We start from the raw sequence: 24,536 nt of genomic DNA, 5'->3' as shown, positions 1-24,536 counted from the left end.
TTGGTTAAAACTCCATGTTTCACACGACAGTTCAAATATAATCCTCCCGCAAGTAATTGCAAGCCCGGACTGGAAAGGATCGGAATGCATGGGAATTTTAAAAATGGATTTTACCGGTCGGATGAGATTATGATCAGGGAGCAGATTTTGCAGCTATGAACCTACATGACGATAAACGCGATGAATGTTTGCGAGCCCTGATTGCCTCGGGCTCCGGCACCATTCACCTGGCCGGTATTTGCGGGGTGGGCATGGCCGGGCTCGCCGTGCTTCTCAAAGCCCGCGGTTTCCGGATCACCGGCTGTGATGTGATGCTCAATAAACTGGCCCACTGGCTCAGGGAACGGGGGATTGACCTCAGCGAGCAACACTCCCCTGCCCACATTACGCCCGAAGTGAACTGGGTCATCCGCAGTGCGGCCGTGCCGGAATCCGCCGCAGAAATCCAGGCTGCCTTACAAAAGAATATTCCCGTTTTCAAACGGGGGGAAGTCCTGCCGGCCTTACTGGCCTGCGCCCCCACCTCGATTGCCATCGCCGGAACCCACGGCAAAACCACCACCGCGTCCTTTACGGCCCAGCTCCTGACCGCTGCCGGTTGTCAGCCCTCTTTCTGCATCGGCGGAGAAGTGGAGCCCCTGGGCGGCGTGGCGGGCGCCGGCGCGGGCAACCTCACGGTCGCCGAGGCCGATGAAAGTGACGGCACCCTTGCCTTGTACCACCCGGATATCGCCGTCATCACCAACATCGATTTCGACCACATGGAACATTTCTCCGGCGTGGACGCGTTTGAGGCCTGTTTCCTGAGGTTTATCACGCAAACCCGCCGGTGTCTGATCTACTGCGCCGATGATGAACGGGCGGCCAAACTGTGCGGCCAACAGGGGCATGGCGTCTCCTACGGACTGTCGGCCACCGCCCACCTTCATGCCAAACGCCTGCAGGAGCACCCCGCCTCGACCACCTTTCAGGTCTTGTGGCGGAACCAGGACCTCGGCCTGTTTACCGTCCCTGCCCCAGGCCGGCATAATGTCCTGAATGCTTTAGCCAGCCTGGCAGTGGGCCTGGAACTCGGGGTGCCACCGGACCAGCTCCGCACCAGTCTGGTAAAAGTGGCGCTTCCCCGGCGCCGGTTCGAGCGCATTATCGATCGCGAGGATGTCGTGGTAATCTCGGATTATGCCCATCATCCGGCGGAGATCACCGCGTTGGTCAGCGCGGCCCATCGGTTGGGCCGACCCCGCACCTTTGGCGTCTTCCAGCCGCATCGCTATACCCGGACCCTGGCGCTCGGCCCCGACTATCCACGCTCGTTCCAGGGGTTGGACGAGCTTATCCTCTGTCCCGTCTATGCCGCCTCGGAAGCCCCCCTTCCGGGCGGCTCCATCTGGGATCTCTATGCCCATTGCCGGAGCCAGCACGCCCTGCGCACCGTGGTGGCCCCCTCGCTGCGCGATGCCTGGGAGTATAGCCGCAATCAGTTGAGACTGGGGGATCTCTTCCTCATCATCGGAGCGGGGGACGTCGAACGTATTGCCGCCTGGGCCCGGGATGACCTGACTCATTCACGTGTCGACGAACTCCACACCCTGACCGGGCGCGCCATTCGCCAGATCGACCTGACCACCACCCTCGTCAAGGGGAATGAGTCCATGGCGGGCCGCACCACCCTCGGCGTCGGGGGGCGGGCCGACCTGTGGATGGAGGTCGGAACGGAACCGGATCTTGTCAAAATCGCCCAGTGGTGCCGCCAGGAATCCATCCCGCTGCAAATCCTGGGCGGCGGCAGCAATGTCCTCGTCAGCGATCTCGGCGTCCGGGGTGTGGTGGCCAGACTCACCGGCGAATCGTTCCGCCGGATTGAGAAACGGAACGAACTCGTGGTGGCCGGCGCCGGAACCCCGCTGGCGCGCCTGACCAACTGGGCGGAAGAACACCAGATCGCCGGCTTTGAATTTCTGGAAGGCATCCCCGGCACGGTGGGCGGTGCCGTCCTGGGCAATGCCGGAGCCTGGGGCGGTTCCATGGCCGACCTCCTGGCCTGGGTCCGTATTCTGGACCGGGACAACCGGAACAGCATCCTGACACGCGAAATGCTCGCCTTTGGCTACCGCACCTGCCCCACCCTGCGGGACCAGATCATCCTGGAGGCCGGCTTCCGGCTCCAACCGGGCGATGCCTCTGCGATTCGACGCAAACACCTTGAACTGGCCACCCACCGGGTCTGGACGAAAGGCCTGCGGACCGCCGGCTCCATATTCAAAAATCCCACCGGCCTCTTCGCGGGAAAAATGATTGAACAGGCCGGACTCAAGGGCTTCACCGTCGGGGGGGCCAGCATTTCGATGCAACACGCCAATGTCATTGTGACGCAGCCCGGGGCAATGGCTTCGGATGTCCGCGCCGTCCTGGAAATCACCCGCGAGACCGTCCAGCGGCAGCAGGGCCACCGACTCGAAACCGAAATCCAGATCATGGAATAAGCCGGCAACTCCGATGATGCAGGACTGGGGAAAACATGCTACGTTATAGGTAGTTTCAACAACAGGGAGAACTTATGACTATCAATGAACTATCACGCGATGAAAAACTGGCCCTTGTCGCCTTGACGGAAGTCGCGGTCATCAGTGACCGGGATATCACTGATAATGAGGTGGCTCAGGTTGAAGCGATTGTGGATGAGCTTGGCGAAGATCTCTTTCATGAACTGGCGGAAGAGGCCGAAGGCCGCTTTGCCGAACGCACCGCGCTGAAAGCCTTCCTCACGACCCTCACCAATCCCGATGCCCGCGAGTTGATTTTCGGCACCGTGCTCAACGAGAATCTGGCCAACACGATTCCCCATGAACAAGCTGAATTTATGGATTGGCTCGCCGCCACCTGGAATCTGCGTGTCGATGTTCAGAAAGGTGAGTAGTCCCTGAAAGCACGCGATACCATGGACGCGCTGGCCAGCGGGCTGGCCGTTTTAGTTGATGCTCTTGCGATTTTCGGCGGGTTTCTGGCCGCCACTTGGTTGCGCTTTGACAGCGGCCTGATCGCTGTGGACAGTATGCCGCCGCGCCTGTACTTCATGTACGGCTGGGGGGCCGGAATTACCACCATTATCTTTCTGTTCATCTATCGCGCCCTGGGACTCTATGTCCGCCCCCAGCAGGGCCATTTTCCCGGTCGGATCCCCCGGCTGATCCGGGCCACGGGCCTGGGCATTCTCATCACCACGGCCCTGGCCTTTGCCATCCGTCCGGATGATTTCCCCCCCTTCTCCCGTTTGACCATTGCCCTGGCCGCCGGATTTATCCTGTTCCTGGTTATTATCGAACGCTGGCTGCTGTTCCGGCTTGAAATCTATCTCGCCCGCCATGGGAATAACCACAAACGCATCCTGATCATCGGCACCGACCTGGTGGCGGCCCACCTGAAACGCGGCCTTGAGTCCGATCCCCGCCTGCGCTCACGAGTCACCGGCTTTATCGAAACCGGTTCCGCCCCCACCGTCCCGGAAATTTCGCCCGGCCAGATTCACGGGCAACTGGCTCAGTTGGACGCCATTCTCGATACCCACCCGGCCGACCAGATCATTCTCTCCGACAGCACCATCGGCCATCAGCGCATCCTGGAGATTATCCTCGCCGCGGAGCGCAATATGATCACCTTCAACATGGTGCCGGACATATTCCGGATCATGACCGGCAGCATGGATATGCAGACGGTGGATGACATCCCCCTGCTGGGCGTCAGCCGCTGGCCGTTGGACACCTTCTGGCATCAGATGCTGAAGCGGGCCGAGGATGTCATTGGCGCGTTATGCGGTCTGGTGTTCCTCTCCCCATTATTTGCGGTGGTCGCCCTGCTCATCAAACGCTCCTCACCGGGCCCGGTCTTTTACCGGCAGAAACGGTGCGGCGAAAATGGCAAGGAATTCACGATCTACAAATTCCGCACCATGCGCAGTGATGCCGAAAAGGAGACCGGCCCGGTCTGGACCGTGGAAAATGATCCGCGCCGGACGTTTTTCGGGGCCTTTCTCCGCCGCACGAACATCGATGAACTTCCCCAGCTCTGGAATGTACTCAGGGGGGATATGAGCCTGATCGGGCCCCGTCCGGAACGGCCGCATTTTGTTGAAAAGTTCAAGGATGACATCGATCGCTATATCTGGCGCCATGCCTCCAAGCCGGGAATGACCGGCTGGGCGCAGGTAAATGGCCTGCGCGGCAACACCAGCATTGCGGAACGCATTAAATACGATCTCTATTATCTTGAGAATTGGTCCCTGGCCCTGGACTTCAAAATCCTGATCCGGACCTTCTCCGCCCAGAAAAATGCGTATTAAGAGTTGACAGTCCGGCCGTGGAATTGGTACCCCTATCGCTCGTTTTTCGTGCACCCGTGGTGAAATTGGCAGACACGTAAGATTCAGGTTCTTATGCCGCAAGGTGTGGGGGTTCAAATCCCTCCGGGTGCACCATCCTTCGCTCTGCGTCCCCCAACAGCGCGACTTGAGCTACGGATGGTCAGATAGGCCTCCACATCCTCAACACTCTTGAGCAGATGTTCGGTCGTCCAGACCGTATTCACCCTATAGAGAGCAGTTCAACTGCTCCGCAGTCGAACTGCTCTCTATAGGGTTATAGGGATCGGGATCACCGGGATCGATGCGAAACCCACCCAACTCGTACAAACTCACAGCGGGTCGATCCACCGACTTCCCCTGGAGCGTCGCCATTAACCGTTCACGGCGTGTCATCATTACCGGGCCATGGCCTTCAAATCCTGTATTCTTTCCCGAATCACCTTATCCTCAGCCTTGTCCATCCCCAATGCTTTGCGATAAAGGGCCTCCGCTTTCGCATTGTCTTCACCCGCATAAAAGTCACCCCAGTGAATATAGCCCCATGGATAGGCTGGATCCTCGGCAACCATGCGCTTATATTCCTGTTCCGCCTCCGCTTTCTTCCCCAACTGAAAAAGCGAATCAGCAATGGCAAGCTTCATGTGCTTGATGATGTCAACACTGGCAGGGAAGAGTTGAATGAACTCCCGGCAATAGACGAGCCGTTGTTCGTGAAAAAGGGGATTATCAAGAGCCGCATTGGCGAGCCCCGTGTCCAAGTCATGTACCCAGTTGGAAAGATATTCGTCTCCGTCAAATAGCGCCTCAGCCTCCTCGATCGATTTGATACCAGGGGTAACTTTATTTTTCAGGATATCCCACAATTGAAACCAGATCTCACAGGCACCGGTTTCGTCTCGCTGATCAATCCGATCATACCCCTCCATCATCAATCTATTCATTTCCTCGGAATCATCCTTGGGGTCGGCGGGAATTGGCGGGTTATCTTTTTTCATGTGTCGAATTATGGCAGGGGCGTCCAGATCAATCAAGATGGCTTCCGGAAAAATTTCTTCGCGATGTCATTCCAGTCGGAATCGCCATACTGCTCCATCACACCAACGCGCAACTCATTAGCGCCAGCGGCATCTTGAGTGCCGGCCCGGAGCAAGAAACGCTCGACATCATCCTGAATCAGCACGACGGCGCTATTGCCGATTTTCAATGAACGGAGATCAGCATCAAAATTTTCGGACTCGATAGTACAAACCCAATTTCCTCCGTACGGGGAAATTTCAAAAAGCTCCGGATTCTTATTCAATGCGGTATTGAGTTTCGCCACTTTCCCTGTCACCGGGGAGACAAACGGAACCGAGCGATTCTTTTGCCTGACGCTGAAAAGGGGCTGTCCTTGTGTTACCACCATCCCGGGCTTCGGATAATCTACCCCGTCGATTTTCCCGATAAGCTTGCGCGCAAAATCATCAATCCCGACTTCCACGCCTCCACCTTGTGTCACGGCCGCCCAGCAATGGCCTTCAGCAATAAATACGCCACCCGGAATCACGAATTCGTTTGGCCGGTTTTTGATCGCATCGGGATATTGGCAAATACGTACCGTCGGCTTCAGTTGCCGCTGCATATTATCCTGCCTCTTGATGAGGGCGATTCTCAAGAACTCGAGGAGCTCGTCTTCTGTGAACGGTTTCTGCACATAATTCATCGCACCGGATTTCATCGTCTCAACGGCCGTTTCCACCGAAGCGAAACCGGTAATGATAATGACATCAATATCCGGACGAAGGGACTTCACGGCCTTCGTCACCTCGACCCCGTCCATTTCGGGCATCTTGAGATCGGTGAATACGAAATCGTACTGCCGGACCTGAATCAACCCCAATGCTTCTCTTCCACTGCTCACGGTGTCAACGCAATAACCATCCAGCACCAGGATCTTTCTGAAGCTGTCCAGGATCACTTCCTCATCATCCACGCAGAGGATCCGGGCTTTGGGGCTCTCCACCTCGATACGCTTCAGTGATTTTGCCTCCCGGCTGAAATCAACCTTCAGATTGGCCTCCAATGCGACCGCGCGTTCCTTTTTGATCTTCTTCGCATGAATTTCCTTGCTGATGAAACGGATCACGACGTCAGCAAAAATGAACACCAGTACTGCGAGAAAAAATACCGCCATATACACCTCAATTAAATTTCGATTCCAACCATAGTGATCGTATCTCAAAAACGCAGGGGACTTCAACTACCTTGAAACAAACTTAAAACGGGCGGTTTTCAATGAAAAGACCCCGTTTTGAGCTTGGCAAGGTGGCGTTCGCCGTCCCCGGCGAACGATTTGCCCCTTTTAAGGCAACTTGATAGGCCTTCAGCCGCCGAGGACGTCGGCTGCCACCTGTGCTTCGCTCTAGTCGCCCCCCCAGTTTCTTCAATGAATAACCCGGATCCCGGCCGGGGTGCCCACTAATTTGATTCATTTGATGTTGACCTAACCCGGCGTAGCCGGAACCAAGAAGAATTTGAACAGAAGCACGCAAAGATCGCAAAGCCAGCTGCGGCGAAGGCGCCGGAGCTGAAGCAAACAACGGTATTTGAAGATTGATTTTACAAGGCGCCAATTCAAAGGATATTGGATTCTAACTCCACCTGAGTCTGCGGCGTCTTCGCCGCAGACTCCTTTGCGCCCTTAGCGCTCTTCTGTTCAAATTCTTTTCTTGTCTGAATCCGTGCCAAAACCCGACTGATTTAAGTCGTAAGGGACTAAACAGCCGGCAGGGTGATGGTGAACATCGTTCCTTTACCCGGTTCGCTCTGAACGGTGATCCGTCCGTGATGGTTGTCGAGAATCCCCCAGATAATGGACAAGCCTAATCCCGTCCCGCGTTGATCTTTTGTGGAGTAAAACGGCTCAAAGATCTTGTTCAGGTTTTCGGCCGGAATACCGCAGCCGGTATCCTTCACCGTGACTTCAAGATACGGTTGTTCGTCCTTCACGCCGAGATGACTGCCGATCGTCAAGGTCCCGCCGTCCGGGCCAATGGCATCAATGGCGTTGACGATCAAGTTCAGGAACACCTGTTGCATCTGGTTCTCATCGGCTTGAACGCGAAGAGCGTCAGCGCAGAACTCTTTCACCAGGGTCACATGCGACAGGGCCAGCTGATTCGCGGCAACGGCAAGCGTGCGTTCAATGGTTTGATGAATATCAACCAGAGTGATCTTCGGGGGCGACTGGCGTGAAAAATCGAGCAACCCTTTTACGATCTCGCGGCAACGCTTGGTTTCGCGGACGATCACATCCAGATCTTTCTGGATCTCCGGCTGATCCCGGGTTCGTTTCTGCAGAAAGCTGCTGTAAGTGAGGACCCCCGTAAGGGGATTATTGATTTCGTGCGCCACTCCAGCCGCCAGCCGCCCGATGGAGGCCAGTTTTCCAGACTGCAGTAACTGGAAACGCATTTCCGCAAGTTTTTCAGTCATAATGTTGAACGACTTGGCCAGTTCGCCAAGCTCGTCGTTACGCGGGTTCGGAATGACATAATCAAGGTTCCCCGCCGCCACATTATGGGTCCCTTTCACGAGCTCCTTTACCGGCTTGTCAACCCACTTCCTCACAAATCCCCCGATGATCAAGCTTATCGCCAGAACCGCGATGACGGCAAAGTAGATGGCCTTCATTTCACTTCTGCCAATCTGAGCGTCCTCGTCCTGCAAGGAAACGGCAACGTCCAGCACGCCCAAGACCGTCTGCTTTGACGAATGCGCATGGCACTCCGCATTCCAGCAGGAACGTTCATTATAGATGGGATTGATGATGGCAAGGATACGGCCGGATTTCACATCTGGACGGTATATCCGCGTGCGCTGCTCAATCCCCAGGTGTTCGATCGGCTGATCAGCCGCGTGACAGGCGTAACAACTTTCGGTTTTTTTATCCACCATTTCCCCAACCTCATCGCTTTTCGATGAGTAAATGATCGTACCCGCCTTATTGAGGATACGGACATTGTGGATAGAATGCTGTTTCCCGATCGTCGCAACCACCTCCCGGATTCGATCCTGCTGATTCATGAGCATATCATGCCGAGTACTGTTTTTTACCGTTTCACTCAGCTGATTCACATGCCGTTCCACTTCACTGATGAGCACGGAGCTTTGGGCGCGGATCAGGAATACGGCATAGACGCCGATGATAAGGAGCGTGGTGATGCCGACCGTTAGAATGAGTTTATGACCTAATTTCAGTAGCATAATTTGTGATTCGATGGCAGCACTGATCAAGATGGCATCAGTTCAGCCGACAGGCCGCGAACTCGCCATATTCCATACAAGCATGCCAGAATGTTCATCCAAATCATGGGTTCTTTGTTGCCAACCCAACCGACGTTTAGACAGAGGTATAAGAAAAACAGAAAAACCAATGACTGGAACGTCTTGGTTTTGAATCCCGCACACCAGTACGACACAGACAACCCGATCACCATCGGCGCCATCATGACAAACACGCGATTCGCATCTGCGGCAAACAGGCGCCCCATGAAACAGGCGGCCAGCAGATACAAGGAAGCCAGCAGATAGCGGTTTTGCCAACCATAAGCCTTTCGAAGCTCATAAATGGCCAAAGCGAAAAAGATCCAAGGGAACTGCAATGCGAGGAAAATGTTCCACAGATCCTTCTGTTGTGAAATCGCAAACAGGATAGTGCCTTTAGTCCCTTCATTATAGGCGGCAGCCAGTTGGAAGTGTGAAAGATTCAGGGCAGAACCAACATAGTATCGATAGGCCGCATAGAGTCCCAACAGGCCCATTACGGCGGCCGTGTTCAGAAAGACCGTACGCGAACAAATCCTGCCAGACTTGAGATATGCGAATAGAGGACATAATGGGCCCAGCAGTAGAATGACTTCCTTGTTGAACATCCCCACCCCCAAAACAACATAGAACCAGTCCCATCGTTCGATGAATAACAAATAAAGCGCAAGTATCCACAACAAGTTGTTCAGCGGATCGACGAAAAACGGGAGCTCAAACTGAAAGAGGCTGTAGATCCAGTTGCTCACCAGCATCAAAACGGCAATAAAAGAAGCAGATGAAGACAGTTTCAACACCCTCCGGCAGAACAGGTAAAAAAGCAGTCCAGATCCATAGACACACAGAAACGTGAAGCTGTTCCAGGCAAAGTCATAGCCGATAGCCCCCTGGCCGTGGGGATTCATCAGTTTCCTGATCAACAATGGTGTGAGAATTCGAAATGCGAAAGGATTGACTGTGGCGGAAAAAAGTTTTTGCGAATTTTGAACGTACGAAATGCAATCAGCATCCCGGGGATGCCGGTAGTGATCGCCGGAGAAATCCCCCATTTGAATAAACAGGAGCGCAAGAAAGATCAGGAGAAAACAGGCAGGAAAACACCTCCCCATCCACTCACCTTGTGAATTTTGAGGAACTTCTTTTACAGTTCTTTTGTCCGATATCTTGGCCATGACTTTGTGTTTTGAGTACATACTATCCCCCACCTTGTTGCAATCCCAAAACGGGTTAAGGATAATACCGACTAACTGGACTGTCAGCAAATTGCCTGCCCCATGAACACTCTCAGATAAAGATGTGAGGTCAACTCCGTGGCTCAGCGCGGATAGGAATCCTTGCCGACGAGTTGGATAGCGTCAATCTCGTTCCAGCCCGGCACTACGTTGGTGGTCAGGGTGATCTTGATGCGGTTCGTCTTGAAGGTCGTCATCGGAAACTTGATCATCAGGTAGTTGAGTTCCGTCGTGGGATCGATGCCTGTCCAGAGCGTATGTGAAACTCCCTGCTCATCGAAGAGCTCAATTCGGATAATTGTCCCGGAGCCGCATGACTCCCGAATGCGCACCTCGGTGGCATAGACCGGCTTCGCGAAGGTCGCTTCCAGCCATTCCAAACCGGCATCCTCGGTCTTCGGCGCCCAGGCATTGCCGTCATCGCCATACTTCTCAACGTTAGGCACTCCGGCGACCTGATTGGCGGCCCACCGCTCCATTTCGACGGCATCGCTATAGGTAGAGGAAGCCGTTGCCGCAACGGCCCACTGTCCGTTCGGGTCGTTCTTGATTTGATCCTGCTTCAGCGCCCACTCCGCACCGGCAAGCTTGGCCGTGGTCTCCGCTTCCACCGCACCCGCCGTGCCGGCTGGCTTCGCGCTTGCGGATCCGGGAGCGGGAGTAATGGACGAGGACGTGGCGGATACGGCAACCGGATTGGTGGCCTCGGATTTCTTGCCGCAGCCCATGCTGGTTACGAATCCCGCTATGATAAGAATAAAAACGTACCCTGCCGCCTGTTTCATTGAATATCTCCTATTATTGAATCGCTTCAGAATCCGTACACTCCGCGTAACTCGCCCACGGTCGGCAGGTTATTGTAATACTCGCCTCTGGGACCTACCCACTGATTACCAACCTGACGCATGGCCACCGGGGTCATGGATCCATTTGAATTCTGAACGTTTATGATCATGGTCAAAGGCTGAGCGGGCGACTGGACGACTACGGCCTGCTGAGCCGGTTGCTGCACATAAACCACTTGCGGGGCCTCCCGGACAACTACAGGTTGCTGCACATAAACCGGACGATCAGAAGACAGTATTACTTCAGTTATGCCGAGTGCGATCAGGCCGAAAACCAACAACCCGGCACCATTGTGATAATACCCGTAATGCCGCCCCCCCTCATTGTAACCGTGATAATTCCGTCCACCATCATAATGACCCCCGTCTCTATCTCGATGATCATAATCTTGATGGCCATGGTCTCCTCGATAGGGATCTGCCATCGTTACAGACCCAGCCAACATGACCGACACCACTACCCCGGAAACTTTAATTAGCTTGTTCATTGTATTACTCGGTTCTTTCAGAAGATGATAGATTACCCGTGAGCTCCTTACGAGGGATTCGGTTTTGAGATCTGCAGGTAGCGAAGCACCCCGGACGCCAGCCCCAGCAACCCAAGCAGGATCAGAATCCTGGCGAGAATCCGGTGCGGCCCTCTCAAAGTATTATACCCCCGCGACCCAAAAAAACCTAACAACGGAACCACCACCAGCAAAATCCCGATCGTGAGACCCAGGATCGCATGGGGCGATGCGAAATGCGGGTACCCATGCTCAATCTTTTCGGAGACCATCACGGCAATCCCGATCAGGCCCGAACACGCGCCGATGGCCCCAAACCACCTGTGACGGGACAGCCAGTTCCCTGATCGCTTCCAAGCGGTTACAGCAGCCAAAATACAGAACACCACCATCAACGCGAGCAAGGCCAGATGTACAAATACGGGAATGGGCATAAGAAACCTCTTTCTGTGATTTGACGTTCATGTTACCTGTCCTGATAACCCCATACAAGCGAAGAAGCAGACTCACTCCATCCCCACCCTCACCCCTGCCCGCACGGCCATCGACAGAACCTGGTCAATGGCGCTGCCTGCGGCGTGGGTGCGGAAATAACTGACATCCGACACGATGACCAGTTTCCCTTTTGCACGGGAGATGCTGACGTTCAATAGATGGGGCGCGCTGCTGGCCCCTTTTCGGCCGGCCAGCAGGACCCCGGGCATTTCCGGCAATGTGTCGACGGTATCCATGATCACCATATCGCGCTCGTTCCCCTGGAACCGGTGCACCGTCCGGCACTCCACCATTCCTCCTGGGATCCCCGACTCCGCCAGTAAGCTTGAAATGAGGCGGGATTGCTGGGCGTAGGGCGTGATGATCGCAATCGATTCAACCCCGTCCCGGACCGCTTCCGTAGCCAACCGGACGCACCACTCGGCGGTCCGCTTATTGAACCGCGAGTAACTGCCCTCTGATTTGGAGCACTGGGTGGTCCCCTCCGTATCGACCACCACCAGCGCCTCGCCCGGATAAGGATGACAGGCAGCAATGGCGTTTCGGGTGGAGGTGCCTTGGTCGCTCACCAGCTTTCCGCCATAGAACAATTCACTGACCAGCGCCCCGATCGCAGGGTGCATCCGGTATTGGGTGTCGAGCATGACAACGACCTTGCTGAGATCCGGGTCCGGCACGGTGACGTCGAAGATGTTCCGTCCCATGGCCTGCTGCGCATAACGATCGCGCGCCACGACAATCGGAGGCAGTTGCCGGGGGTCCCCCACCGCAATCACCTTCTTGGCGGCCAGCCCGGCACAATAGAACAGGGTTGGCAGCACCGCCATCCCGGCTTCCTCGACAATCACCACGTCGAACTGCTGCGCCAGCAGCAGTTTGCTGATATACATATTCGTCATGGTGGCCAGTACCACACGGGCGTTATCCATCACGGCCTGATCTTTACCGCCCAGTCTCTCGGAAACCGTATGGATTTTCGTCTGATAGAGCGTATTGGCCCTGATCAGTCTACCGCGCCGGCACTGAATAAAGGCCTGTTTCCGGACGGGCGACATCCTCAGGAGATGATGAAGGAACCGGTATTTAACAATACCGGAGATATCGCCCACATGCAGGGGGTCATCGGGGATCAGATCGAACAGCTCCATCTGGTGCCCGCCTACCGCCCCCTTGAGCTTCCTGAGTGCTTTATCGCACTCCTGGATTTGCCCCACGACCGGTTGGCCCCGGGCTTTCAGCCGGTCAAGCTGCTGACGCAAAGCCTCATTCTGCGCCTTGATGACCTCGCTCAGACTGGCCCCGAACGTCTCGGCACTCGTTTGACCAACCCGGACAATCTGACCAGCCTTCATGTGGGGCTGTGCCTCCGGATGAGAGGCCAGCACGGCCAGAGCCTGATCGATCGCCGCATTCGTGGTCGACGTGAGCAGGATGCGATGCCCCTGAGCCAGAAGCTGCATCACGATATGGCTGATGGTCCGCGTTTTACCCGTCCCCGGCGGCCCCCAGATGAAGGCCAGATTCGAGTCACAACATAACTGGACGGCCTGGCACTGGCTGGCATTCAGGTCAGGGGCCGTGAAAACCGCGGAGGCCCTTTGCTCCTGGGGCGCGAGCTTCCCGAACAAGGTCAGCGCACTCGCAGCATGGAAGGCGGAGGAGGCCGGCAGGGAGTCGAGTGTCTGCAACAGCCGCTCATAAAGGAACCAGGGGTAAATGACCAAGGTCCAGGATGAGGATCCCTGCGGGAATGCGGTTGCACTCCGCAGGGTCAGATGATCGCCCTCAATCGCGATTATGGTCACCTGTGTTTCCCCCTCATCATGAACCAGCGTACATTCGCCATTGAGGATTAGCTTGTCGGCGGAGGCGGCCGCCGTGACTTCATAGAGCCGGTAGTCACGCTCCCCGGGCAGGGCGGTGTCGATGGGGGTGCTGACAGGTACCTCATATGGGCCCAGCTGCTCCCGCATGGCCTCCATCTCCATCCGCACAGCCTTCTGAAAGCTGTCTACAAACTGTTGAACCGTTTCCTGCATAATCCCCTATCACGACAATGGGTCCATATTGAGTCATGATTGACAGGAAGATCAAGACCGGAACAGGCCATTTCGCCCTCCAGGATTTTTTGCTTTGACCTTTCTGGCAGTGGTTTCGACAGAGCGATACCCTCCATAAGGATTGAAAACATGAAATATCAAGTGTTTTCCCAATGGAGCTCCGGTACCTGGACGCCAACCCGGTGGAGTGTGCTGCGGGGAGGAACGTGACCAATGGACCGTGAAACCTACAAGCGGAGTCGCCGGGCACTGAGTGAGGCCTATGAGATTCTGGACACCGTGGCCACCACGAGCTCCCTGCCCGTGGCATCAGCCGCCTGCCGGCGCGCCCTGCACCTTTTCTGCCTGCTGGACCATGAACTGAACGGGACGGTCTATCCTCCGGACTTTGCGGCTGGCCCCACCCTCGAAACCATCCGGGCCCGCCATCCCGGCCTGTTCGCGCATGAAAGCATCCTGCACCCGTCCATGATCTTTCCCGCTGTCGAGTGGCGTGATGACCTGGCATTCCCTGCCACGACGGAGCCGGAGCAGCACTCATCGCCATCCCATGGGTCTGCATGATGATGTCGTCAGAAGGGTTGACCGTCACCTACTACCACGGGATGAGCTTCAAGCGGCCGATCGCCCGGCTGGTGGAGAAGCAGGTCACCGCATCCTACGGGGACAGTATGTTCAGCCTGTCCCAGTGCCGGTTCTCATCACGGTGGCAAGGCACGCTGGTGGCGCCCGTCACCGCGAACTATTCGTTCTACTGCCAGAGCGATGGCGGAGTGCGCATGACCATAGACGGTTCCCTCGTGCTCAACAACTGGCGAAACGTCTCCTGGAAGGCCAGCGGAACGCACGGTGAAAAAATGCTCGACGCCGGCGAACACAAGATCGTGATTGAGTATTTCAAGGAAAAAGGGCACGGCGGACTCCGCTTACGCTGGGCCGGAGGTCCGATCCCCGACAACACCGCCCTCGGCATACCCTACTTGAGGAGATAAGGCGGGCTTCTTACAGGGATGATGTGGACACATGCCCGACGTGACTACTCCGGAGTTTGAGCAGAATCTAAATAGAGGCCGCCTGGATCTTCCGCCAGTAGACGAGGGTCGTCCGCTTCCGGTGTCCTTGCGGGCCCCCGTTGTGGATGCGGCACAATACCTCCAGATCGCCCCGTTCCAGTGCGGCAGGACAATACCGCTTCCAATAAGCCAGGATCACCAACTGTGAGTAGCGCGGGTCACGGCAATCTTCCCATTTTCCCGGCACCCCGGAATCCTTCCAGTATTCCCAATGGATCTGGTACAACCCGATGGCACGGCCGCCATCCCCCACGACAAAGGGATCATGCCCACTCTCAACGGCCGCCATCGCAACAAACGGTAAGGGCCGGGCCGGCTTCGGGATACCCGAAGGCACCGGCTTCTTGACTTCGGGACACGCAACAAGGGGCGGCCGGACAGGCAGACACGGCAGCAGCTCACCCGGCTCGCCCTGAAGGGAGCATGAGGTCAGCCGGTGCGAGACACACCCCTGGCCCAGGGTAGCCCAGACAACCGCGACCAGGGCTGCTCTCAAAGTTCTATTCGTTGCGCTTATCACCGTGTGGTTACCCAAACCCCTTCCTTGGTTTTTGTGCCCACAGCCTAGGGAAGGCGGCGGGAGGAAGGAATCAGGGAAACCCTTAATCCGGACATCGAAATACCTGAAGGGCTCAAAGGCCGTTTCATCCGAATAACGGAGAGGGGCAATGATTAAATCAGAGTTTTATATTTTCTGAATTCGCTCTTTCGCCCGCACCACCCACCGGGTGGGACTGAGTTCATCCTCCAGGCTCAACGGCATCGGTTTGCCACCGAGCAAATTATCCACAAATAAATCGAAGCAGGTAGTCGTATCTCCGGACATCACCAGATCCCGTAGGGCGCCGCCCACCGGGATCACCCGTGCCAAGGCCCCGTCGGCATTGGACTCGATCACCCCCTGGGTCCCGAAGATCCTCAGGATTTCATAGCCCCAGCACCGCTCCTGCATCGGATTCAGATAGTTGGCCAGGCCGCCGGCCACTCCGCCATTTTCCAGCCGCATCAGGAAGGAGGCGGCACGCCGGCACTCACTTCCGGGCTGGGTATTTCCCAAGGTCGTCTCGGCCAGTTCCATGGACGCGATGCGCACACCGGCGACCTGTTCGATAAAACGGGCCACATAGATTCCGACCTGCAAGGCCAGGCCCCCATCCAACGCCTCATCGGCCGGCCGCCAGGCCGCCCAGGGATAGGACTTCTGCGCCAGCACCTGCACCACCGTGCCGATGGTTCCAGCCTGAATCTCCGCCTTCATTTCACGGTAGGGACTCCCCATGACCGAGCCCCCCATTTCGTGGAACTGGCGCCCCGTTTTCCGGCTGACAGCAATGATGGCGTCCAGATCGGCTTCTGTGAGGGCGCTGGGCTTTTCCGCGTAGACGTGCTTGCCTGCCTTCATGCTTTTGATCGCATCTGCCGCCTGATCCGCCCGCCGGGGTGAACACAACGACACCAGATCTATCTCCGGATCGGCCAGCAGTTCATCCAGGGTGACATAGCGCCGGCAACCCGCAGGACAGTCGGCCTCCGGAAACGCCGCCACCGCGCCCAATGCGGCTCGGGGATGCGCCGCCAGCCCACGATGAATTTGATGCCCATTGGCCCCATAGAGCCCGACTCGAATGCGTTTCATTAATTTCCCTCTGAATCCTGACTTCTGTTTCTTCGTCCTGTTAAAATATACCTTATCCGGTGACAAATACAGCCAGGAAATCTGGACCAACAGCGACCACTTATTCAAACTGATACTATGCCGTTTTTCGGCTTTTGTTCCAATGATGGCGTGATAGTATTCCTTTCATGCGCCCACTTATTACCGCCATACGGACCCTGACGATTCTCCCTGTTCCGGGGAAGGATGCTGCCAGCCTGGCCAAAGCCCTCCCCTTTTTTCCCGCCATCGGGGTCCTCCTTGGCGCCCTCATCATCCTCGCGCTCTACGTGGCCAGCTTGACCGGCTGGTTCGTCGGCGCCGGCGTAATCGCCATGATGGCCTCGGTCTGGCTCACCCGCGGGCTGCACATCGACGGACTGTCTGATGTGATGGACGCACTGGGTGCCAGCCGGATCCGGGAACGACGACTGGAGATCATGAAGGACCCGCACACAGGGGCGTTTGGCGTCATGGCTATTGTGGCCGACCTGCTCCTGAAAGCCGTCGCCTTGAGTCATCTGGCGGCCCTGGGTCAATGGTCACTTGCCCTGGTTCCTTTCATCATCTCCCGCACCGCGCAGGTCCTGCTGGCTACCACCCTGCCCTACGCGCGGCTGGAGGGCGGGAAGGCCGCCGCCTTCGTGCAGGAAGCCCGTCCCTACCACCTGGTCCTGGCCCTCGTGGCCGCCGTCGCGTTCTGTCTGGCCGCATCGGGACTGGCCGGCCTGATCCTTCTCATGCAGGGTCTGGTCATTGCCTTTCTCCTGAGACTCTGGATGAAACACCATTTTGGCGGGGTCACCGGTGATCTGCTGGGGGCCTCCAACGAAATCATTGAAACGGGCCTCCTGACGGTTGCGGCCTTCATTGCCACGGCAGGACACTGATGACGATACTGAACGTAACCTGGTTCCTATTGGTGCTCGTGATGGCTGGCGGAATCTGCGCCTCCATCTGCCGGGCCTTACGCGAACGCCTCCAACGCACCTCCGCCATCACCAAAGTCCTGCTGGCGCTCTCGATCCTGGCCGCCGGAATGCTGTTGCTCCGCCCCCATGAGGATACCTTTACCGGCCTCGACACCTCCTGCTACCGCCTCATGGCCCAGGCCCTCGCCAACGGACGTCCCCTTCATGACACCGACCGGACCCTGCTGGAACTTCCGCCCTCACTCCGCCGGTCGGTCCTGCTTGAATTCCAACAATGGGGCCGTGACACCCGGGATCGCTCCTTTCAAATCACCTCAGTGAACACCGGAGCCATTCAGCCCTATTTCTACCCGTTTCTCCCCATGGCCGCCGCCGGACTCGACGTCCTGAGCGGGGGCCGTGGCGGGGATTATCTCGTCCCGCTGCTGGGCCTGCTGGTCTTTATCGCCGTCCTCAGCACCGGAGCGGCGCTGGGCCATAAATACGGGCTCCTTGCCAGCGTCATGCTCCTGATTGGAACGCCCTTACCCGCCTATCTCTTTCGCGGATTTTATGCGGAAGCCGCCGGAGCCGCCCTGGCAATCCTGGTGCTCCTCGGCCTGAGCTTATCCGTCTGCACCCCCCTCTTCCGGCGCTTCGCCCCGTTGGCCATCGGACTCTCCGTGTGCTTTCACCCCGTCGCCATTGTCCTCGCCCTGCCCGCCCTCATCCTGCTCCTGATGGACCCCGCCCTGACCAAACGCGGGACCCTTTATTGCCTCATCGGGTTTGCCGCCGGACTTGTCCCGCTGTGGGCCATGACGGTCTGGGGCTGCCAACCGTATGGCGATATCCTGGATTGGCATAGCTTCAGTCACCGTCTTTCAGTTGAACCTCTTCAAAAGCTTCTAGCCCTGTTCGTTCTGGTTTTCCTGGTGGCGGTGGCCACACTGATAGTGGGATCACCGTCCCTCAAAACGCGCCTGATCCAAACCCTGCGCCGGGTCATCGAGCAGCCGGTCCTTTTTCTACTGTTGTTGCTCATCGCGGCGGTCCCGTTTGCCATCCCGGCCTCGCTCTGGCCAGGCAAAGGGCTCGTCCTCTCCGGCCTGCACGAGTATCGGGACGGGGTACGCTGGGGATACGGCGCCCTTCTCCTGGCCGGCCTGATCGCAACCTTCTGGATCAAGGACCAGCCCCGCGCCCGTGCCCTGCTGCTACTCACAGTGTTCCTGTCCCCGTTCTTCTTCTACCTGAAAGGGTTCGAACCCATGGGGCTCTGGAGTCAACGCCGGCTGATCCCCCTGGTGTTACTTCTGATCATCGCCCTGACTCCCTCCCTGACCACCGCCAGCCTGCACTGCGTGCAGCGATGGGGCCGTTTCCCCGCCACGTTGATATCCGGTGGCCTGCTGCTGGCCGGCCTGTTCAACTTCAGTCAATGGCCGGCCCCCTATCTCGCCCGCCACGAACACGGTGCCACGGAATGGGTCGCCGCGTTCTCCCGCGACCTGGGGCAGCGGCTCACCTTCTTCGATTACTATCCCTATAGTGTGCCCTTTGCCGCCTCAGGCAAGACCCGGGTCATCGGCTTGAGCGAGTACGGCTACACCGCGCTCCCGGCCCTTTCCAGCTGGCTGGCCCAACGCGCCGGGCAGGAAGAGGTCTTGTGGGTAACCGCCTACAGCAATCCCGGCCTCGAAGCGGGCGTGGTCCTTCAAAGCCAGGGCCGTCAGACGGCCGGGTTCAAGCGCATTGTGAGCAAGACGTCACTCCCCGCCGAATGCCGCGACTATGTCGTGGAGGTGGACATCCTGAAAGGGACACCCATCACCAACTCCGCGGGGCTGGCTGTGCGCAAAATTCTTGACGATGGCCCATTGGCCTTGCGCGGCCCCTGGGGCTGCCGGAGCCCGATCCAAAAGGGAGACGTCCAACTGCCGGCTCATTGGAGTCGGAATGGGTCGGGCCTGATCGGCCCCGTGCCGGCTCCCGGCCGCTCCGTCCGCATCACCCTGGAGGCCGCCGCCTCACGGGATGATGGTGCGCCGGGTCAGGTTCTCAAGATCACCCCACCCTGGCCGGGCGCGGCCCTGGCATTAACTATCAGTAACCATCTCACCCGGGTTTCAGGGATACTCACCCGTCCTGCCGATGCGCCCCTACTGCCCCCCACGGGCACCTTCACCCTTTGGGCGGAAGCCCCCTATAATCCTGCGACCATCGGTATTCGCGGCTATCCCGGCGACCTGGGCGCTCAAATCCATCTGATCGCCATTGAAGAAATCGGAAGTCAGCCATGACGCGATGGGTGCGCCACTCTGAATTATGGAGGGTTTTGCTCTGTCAAAACCTTCTTCGCCGTCTCGGGATGCTCGCGGTACCGATTGCCACCTTACTGATACTCGCCGGCTGCAAACCGGCTCCTGCGCCCGTGCCTGCCTCCACCACCTCATCCCCCCGCATCATCTCCCTGGCCCCCAGCATTACCGAAATTGTCTACGCCTTGAATGCCGGCAACCAGTTGATCGGGCGCAGTTCCGCCTGTGATTACCCGCCTGCCGCCGTCAGCAATGTCCCGGTCATCGGCGATTTCGGGGTCCCGTCCCTTGAGCGTATCGTGGCCCTCAGGCCGGATCAGGTCCTCTATACCGATGTGGCCGACCCGATGATGGACAGCAAAATGAAACGCGTGGGACTCCATCCGGTCCATGTGGCCTGCGCCCGACTCGCGGACATCCCTCCCGCCATTATCCACGTCGGCCAGCTGATTCACCGGGAAGCCGAAGCCCGTGCCATGGCCTCCAACCTGGTCGGGCAGATTGAGCTGGCGCGCCAACAGGCCACCGCGTTCACACATCGGCCCCGGGTCCTGGTGCTGATCTGGCATGACCCCTTTTACGCCGCAGGCGGCCAATCGTTTGTCTCGGATCTGATCGCCCTGGCCGGCGGACTGAATATCGGGGATGAAATCGACCGGGATTATTTTCAAGCCTCTTCCGAGTGGGTGTTGGCGCATAACCCGGATATTGTATTCTGTTTTTTCATGGCGAGCAGCACCCCGGTCCGGAATGTCATCATGAGGCAGCCCGGCTGGAGTCACATCAACGCAGTCCGGGATGGACGGGTCTATGACGGGTTTGATAACAATGTCGCCTTGCGCCCCGGTCCCCGGGTAATGCAGGGCCTTGAGGTCATCAAAAAACAGATCCATGAATAAGCGTCGAAATTTCTGGCTGGTGCTGGGCTTGACCCCGTTCATTCTGACGCTCTGCGTCATGATGGGGCCCTCCGGCTTTGGCCTGCCGGATCTGAACCTCGAGCGAGAAATTCTCACCCTGCGCCTGACGCGGGTCTTCTGTGGACTCGTAATCGGGGCGGCGTTGTCCTGTTCCGGCGTGGTCTTTCAGGCGATCTTGCGCAACCCCCTGGCCGAGCCCTACATCCTGGGGGTCAGCAGCGGTGCCGGACTGGGCGCGGCCATCGCGATTGTCACGGGCATTGCGGCCGCAGGCGCCTATGTCCTGCCCCTCTGCGCTTTTGTCATGGCCGTGATCACCCTGGCGCTGGTCTACGGCGTGTCCCGCAGCAGCGGCGACTCCCCGTCCATCTACGGGCTCATCCTCAGCGGGGTAATCGTCAGCGCGGTCTGCTCCAGCCTGCTCATGTTCATGGTTTCCGTCTCATCCATCGAGGGGATGCACAGCATTCTCTGGTGGATGCTGGGCAATCTGGAGGTCAGTTCCAATGCCGTACTGATCCTGATCAGCCTGGTGGTCACCGCCGGAGGGCTGGGCCTCTGGTCCATGTCCCGTGAACTCAATGCCCTCACCCTGGGCCACCATATGGCCCATCACCTGGGCATTCGCGTCCGGGTCACCATTATCATCGCCCTGCTGCTGGCCACCCTGGTGGCCTCTGCCGCCGTGGGGGTGGCCGGTCTGATCGGATTTGTCGGCCTGATCGTCCCACACATCATGCGCCATCTGGTGGGAGCGGACCACCGGCGCCTGATTCCCGCCGCCGCCATTGGCGGAGGCGCCTTTCTGGCCGCCTGTGACGCCTTGGCGCGTACGGTTCTGGCGGTCGAGATTCCGGTGGGGGTCATCACGGCCCTGCTCGGGGGGCCGTTTTTCCTATACCTGTTGAAACGGCGCCGGGCGCAAAGCTGGCCTGAATAACCCCATGCCTACCGCCATCCAACTTGATCACGTCACCGCCAAATACCGGGACCATGCGGTGCTGGAAGATATTTCGTTAACCATTGCCCCCGGCGAAATGATCGGGATTCTGGGTCCCAACGGAGCCGGTAAATCCACCTTGTTCAATATCGTCTCAGGCCTGCTGGTCCCCACCGCGGGCACTGTCAGCCTGTTCGGTACCGAATTGCGCCGCCTGCCCGCGCGCGAGCGCGCCCGGGCCATTGCCGTCGTTCCTCAGGAACTCGATATTCCGGTTCCCTACACGGTGGGTGAGATTGTCATGATGGGACGGACCGTCTCCATCGGCCGGTTCGCATCCCCCACGGCACAGGACCGGCAGGCCGTCGAACGGGCCATGGTCTACACCGATGTCGCCGATATCCGCAACCGCCCCCTGAATGAGTTGAGCGGCGGGGAACGGCAGCGTGCCATTGTCGCCATGGTGCTGGCCCAGGAGCCCCGGATTATTCTCATGGATGAAGCTACCTCGCATCTGGATATCAATCATCGGCTGGAAATCATGCAGCTGGTCGAACGGCTCAACCGCGAGGAGGGCGTCACGGTCTTGATGATCAGTCATGATCTTCAGATGGCCGCCGAGTTCAGCCGCCGCCTGATCGTATTGCATCAGGGCCGCATTGTGGCGGATGGCACCCCGAGCTCGGTGCTCACGGAAGAGACCTTGCGGCGGGTTTACCATTGCGATGTCCGCGTTTGCCAGGATCCCCAGAGTGGCGGACTCAGCATTCTAGCCGCCCCGCGCCTGCCGGCCGCCGAAACAGGCAAAGGCATCCATATCCACGCCGTGGTGGGCGGTGGCTGCGGCGAAGCCACGTTGCGCAGACTGGCCTTATGCGGCTACTCCCTGAGCTGCGGGGTAGTTAATCGGGGCGACATGGATGCCGAAGTCGGGGAAGTATTGGGCGTCACCCTGGCGTTGGAGAAACCCTTCTCCCCTGTCAGCCGGGAGGCCCTGCAGACAGCGCAGGACCTGGCGTCAAAGGCGGAAGCGTTGATTTTAACCCCTGTGCCATTCGGGACGGGCAATCTGGCGAATCTGGAATTACTCGAGCGCGCGTTAGCCGAAGGAAAACCGGTCTTTATCGCCCCAGGGATCGAAGCCCGAGATTACACCCCTACCCGCCAGGCGGAGCAGAAGATACAGACGCTTCTGGAGCGGGGCGCAAAGCCCTACCGGGATGTAGCCGAATTATTGACCCTCCTGCCCGCCCATTCGTAAACAGAGCCGTAACGGGCGCCTTTTAAACGACTCAACGAGCAAGTCCGCCGCAATATCAAAAGATTCCTGGAAGACTTCTGCTTCCAGCTCACCCTGGCGGAAGCCCGGCGTTCAAGGTCGCAATTTGCGACCTTGAAGCGAGGCCAGAATATCAAGTATTTACCCTACGCGTTCACCGAGCACGGCGCGATCATGGCCGCGAATGTATTGCGGTCCGAACAGGCGGAGGAGATGGAACAAATAGGGACACACAAATTGAAATTCGCCCACAACAATTTATCCTATCGCCTTTGAAATTATTAATTCTGAGGGCCGCGCGGCCGCTGGCTCTGGACAAATCCAGCCTTAAACGCAACGCCATTTGCCAAATCTTGGCAGAACTACATCAATTCAACTCCGACATCACATTGCGCGATGACTGCTTGGCTAAATCGCCTGCAGAAATCATCTCCGTGTTCATCCTCCGCTATTCCCTCCCTTACACAGTCGCGGCGGCACCATACACGTCCACTCTCAACTGCCGTGCCGTGAACATGTCCCCGAAATCCGCCCCTTTCATCGGGCGGGCTCCTGTTGCCCGTTTGGCGCTGAAGTGCTCCCGGTGCCGGCCAAACGCATCTTCCACAAATACCCGACTCCCAATAATTGCTCCATCTGCGAAATACCGGATCCGGCTCCGCAAGATCTCATTCAGCGGCAACTTGCCCTTATTCACAATCACCTCTTCTACCGCTTCGGGACTGATCCCCTTTTTCACCGGCTGCCCATCAGCCCGAAGCCCCTTAGCCTCACCCTTCACAAACAGTAACTGACGGTACCGCGCGCCTACGGCCGCCCATCCCTCCGACGCTTCGCCATCCTTCGTCACCACCATCAGCGCCTCCCGAGCCTCCTTTGATCCACCCATCGCCTCCCCATAGCCGCTAAAACGATAATCTTTAGGATCCTTTACAATCCCTGCCCTGATCGGATTCAAATCAATGTAGGCCGCCATGGCACTTAACATCCGCGAGGTCCCCTCTATCAGCGCACTCTTGAACCGTTCCTCCCACAATGTCCCTTTCCGATGGTGGCGTTTGTTGTAGGACATGCTTACCCGCTGTTTCAATGTCTTCACAAATTCACCCAAGTCATACATCCGGTAGGTGAACTCGCGTTTCCGTGCATCAGCCGCCACATGATTCCCCGCTGCCCTCAAGCAAGCCAGGTGTGACCCGATGTTCTCCACCACCGTTTTGTCATAAAGGAATAATAAACGCCGCAACAGCTCTGTATCGCTAACCTCTTCCCGCTTTGGCACATAAGAAAGTGCGTGAAAATGATTATCGAGCACCACGTACGTCATGATCCGGATCCCGGAAAAGGATGCCACCGCCCGAAGCGTCTTCCGGAATCGCTCCTTCTCGTCATCATCAAACACCATCCTCCGGTCCACCACGCGCGACCAGATATGGTAATAGGCCGATTCCTCCTCGACTATTCTCGAACTGCGCATAGATCCTCCTCCTGACGACTCCCCGCCCAGAATCTAAACGCATTTATATCTACCTTTTATATTAATGTATAGATGTTTATTAACTAATTGTGTGTCCCTACGATGCCGAACTGCGCATAGATCCTCCTCCTGACGACTCCCCGCCCAGAATCTAAACGCAT

General features: G+C 57.6%; 22 protein-coding genes, 1 tRNA gene and 1 pseudogene. 12 read left to right on the top strand and 12 right to left on the bottom strand.

All coding sequences use genetic code 11. From position 1 onward, the window contains the following. Positions 1-155 precede the first annotated feature (155 nt). The 4 genes from murC (at position 156) to WCS52_03005 (ending at position 4,471) form a co-directional block, all read left to right on the top strand. Positions 156-2,483, top strand: coding sequence for a UDP-N-acetylmuramate--L-alanine ligase (gene murC, locus WCS52_03020; GenBank protein ID MEI6166141.1), 2,328 nt, complete (start codon positions 156-158; stop codon positions 2,481-2,483). 74 nt (positions 2,484-2,557) lie between these two features. After that, positions 2,558-2,917 (top strand): hypothetical protein, encoded by a 360-nt coding sequence (locus tag WCS52_03015; protein MEI6166140.1) that lies wholly within the window; start codon positions 2,558-2,560, stop codon positions 2,915-2,917. A 21-nt stretch (positions 2,918-2,938) separates the two neighbouring features. Next, positions 2,939-4,336 (top strand): undecaprenyl-phosphate glucose phosphotransferase, encoded by a 1,398-nt coding sequence (locus WCS52_03010; protein MEI6166139.1) that lies wholly within the window; start codon positions 2,939-2,941, stop codon positions 4,334-4,336. A gap of 50 nt (positions 4,337-4,386) precedes the next feature. Beyond that, positions 4,387-4,471: transfer RNA gene (locus WCS52_03005), tRNA-Leu, on the top strand. A gap of 111 nt (positions 4,472-4,582) precedes the next feature. Here the strand turns inward: WCS52_03005 and WCS52_03000 are convergent. The 9 genes from WCS52_03000 to WCS52_02960 form a co-directional block, all read right to left on the bottom strand. Continuing rightward, positions 4,583-4,753, bottom strand: a complete 171-nt coding sequence (locus tag WCS52_03000) for a hypothetical protein (GenBank protein MEI6166138.1) — start codon at positions 4,751-4,753, stop codon at positions 4,583-4,585. Beyond that, positions 4,753-5,298 carry a hypothetical protein gene (locus tag WCS52_02995; protein ID MEI6166137.1) on the bottom strand — a complete coding sequence of 182 codons (546 nt, stop codon included), beginning with the start codon at positions 5,296-5,298 and terminating at the stop codon, positions 4,753-4,755. The genes WCS52_03000 and WCS52_02995 overlap by 1 nt, the downstream gene beginning before the upstream one ends. A gap of 86 nt (positions 5,299-5,384) precedes the next feature. Then, positions 5,385-6,530, bottom strand: coding sequence for a response regulator (locus tag WCS52_02990; GenBank protein MEI6166136.1), 1,146 nt, complete (start codon positions 6,528-6,530; stop codon positions 5,385-5,387). Between the two features lie 581 nt (positions 6,531-7,111). Next, positions 7,112-8,602, bottom strand: coding sequence for an ATP-binding protein (locus WCS52_02985; GenBank protein MEI6166135.1), 1,491 nt, complete (start codon positions 8,600-8,602; stop codon positions 7,112-7,114). A gap of 26 nt (positions 8,603-8,628) precedes the next feature. Next, positions 8,629-9,924, bottom strand: a complete 1,296-nt coding sequence (locus tag WCS52_02980; protein ID MEI6166134.1) for a hypothetical protein — start codon at positions 9,922-9,924, stop codon at positions 8,629-8,631. A gap of 53 nt (positions 9,925-9,977) precedes the next feature. Then, a complete protein-coding gene (locus tag WCS52_02975; protein ID MEI6166133.1) occupies positions 9,978-10,679 on the bottom strand; it encodes a hypothetical protein in 702 nt (233 codons plus the stop codon). Positions 10,680-10,705: 26 nt separating this feature from the next. Further along, positions 10,706-11,227, bottom strand: coding sequence for a hypothetical protein (locus tag WCS52_02970; GenBank protein MEI6166132.1), 522 nt, complete (start codon positions 11,225-11,227; stop codon positions 10,706-10,708). A 47-nt stretch (positions 11,228-11,274) separates the two neighbouring features. Further along, positions 11,275-11,679, bottom strand: coding sequence for a hypothetical protein (locus WCS52_02965; protein ID MEI6166131.1), 405 nt, complete (start codon positions 11,677-11,679; stop codon positions 11,275-11,277). Positions 11,680-11,751: 72 nt separating this feature from the next. Further along, a complete protein-coding gene (locus WCS52_02960; protein MEI6166130.1) occupies positions 11,752-13,779 on the bottom strand; it encodes an AAA domain-containing protein in 2,028 nt (675 codons plus the stop codon). Positions 13,780-14,013: 234 nt separating this feature from the next. On the opposite strand from WCS52_02960, the gene WCS52_02955 reads away from it, so the two are divergent. Then, entirely contained in the window at positions 14,014-14,364 is a 351-nt protein-coding gene (locus WCS52_02955; protein ID MEI6166129.1) for a hypothetical protein, read from the top strand. Next, complete coding sequence (locus tag WCS52_02950) at positions 14,361-14,792, top strand: PA14 domain-containing protein (GenBank protein MEI6166128.1); 432 nt, start codon at positions 14,361-14,363, stop codon at positions 14,790-14,792. The genes WCS52_02955 and WCS52_02950 overlap by 4 nt, the downstream gene beginning before the upstream one ends. Positions 14,793-14,859: 67 nt before the next feature. Here the strand turns inward: WCS52_02950 and WCS52_02945 are convergent, their stop codons facing one another. Then, positions 14,860-15,369 carry a hypothetical protein gene (locus WCS52_02945; GenBank protein MEI6166127.1) on the bottom strand — a complete coding sequence of 170 codons (510 nt, stop codon included), beginning with the start codon at positions 15,367-15,369 and terminating at the stop codon, positions 14,860-14,862. A 189-nt stretch (positions 15,370-15,558) separates the two neighbouring features. Beyond that, a complete protein-coding gene (locus WCS52_02940) occupies positions 15,559-16,509 on the bottom strand; it encodes a Gfo/Idh/MocA family oxidoreductase (protein ID MEI6166126.1) in 951 nt (316 codons plus the stop codon). Between the two features lie 167 nt (positions 16,510-16,676). On the opposite strand from WCS52_02940, the gene cobS reads away from it, so the two are divergent. The 6 genes and pseudogenes from cobS to WCS52_02910 all read left to right on the top strand — a co-directional run bounded on the left by cobS (position 16,677) and on the right by WCS52_02910 (position 23,174). Then, positions 16,677-17,417, top strand: coding sequence for an adenosylcobinamide-GDP ribazoletransferase (cobS, locus tag WCS52_02935; protein MEI6166125.1), 741 nt, complete (start codon positions 16,677-16,679; stop codon positions 17,415-17,417). After that, complete coding sequence (locus WCS52_02930; GenBank protein MEI6166124.1) at positions 17,417-19,741, top strand: hypothetical protein; 2,325 nt, start codon at positions 17,417-17,419, stop codon at positions 19,739-19,741. The genes cobS and WCS52_02930 overlap by 1 nt, the downstream gene beginning before the upstream one ends. A 35-nt stretch (positions 19,742-19,776) precedes the next feature. Then, positions 19,777-20,658 (top strand): helical backbone metal receptor, encoded by an 882-nt coding sequence (locus tag WCS52_02925; protein ID MEI6166123.1) that lies wholly within the window; start codon positions 19,777-19,779, stop codon positions 20,656-20,658. Next, positions 20,651-21,619, top strand: a complete 969-nt coding sequence (locus tag WCS52_02920) for an iron ABC transporter permease (GenBank protein MEI6166122.1) — start codon at positions 20,651-20,653, stop codon at positions 21,617-21,619. The genes WCS52_02925 and WCS52_02920 overlap by 8 nt, the downstream gene beginning before the upstream one ends. A gap of 4 nt (positions 21,620-21,623) precedes the next feature. Next, positions 21,624-22,880: an ABC transporter ATP-binding protein gene (locus WCS52_02915; protein ID MEI6166121.1), complete on the top strand. Its 1,257-nt coding sequence runs from the start codon at positions 21,624-21,626 to the stop codon at positions 22,878-22,880. Between the two features lie 36 nt (positions 22,881-22,916). Beyond that, a pseudogene (locus tag WCS52_02910) lies at positions 22,917-23,174 on the top strand (ORF6N domain-containing protein). Positions 23,175-23,358: 184 nt separating this feature from the next. On the opposite strand, the gene WCS52_02905 reads toward WCS52_02910, so the two are convergent. After that, a complete protein-coding gene (locus WCS52_02905) occupies positions 23,359-24,375 on the bottom strand; it encodes a transposase (GenBank protein ID MEI6166120.1) in 1,017 nt (338 codons plus the stop codon). Positions 24,376-24,536 lie beyond the last annotated feature (161 nt).

This window comes from bacterium (assembly GCA_037128595.1).
Lineage (GTDB): Bacteria > Verrucomicrobiota > Kiritimatiellia > CAIKKV01 > CAITUY01 > JAABPW01.
This window is presented reverse-complemented; position numbering and strand designations above follow the sequence as displayed.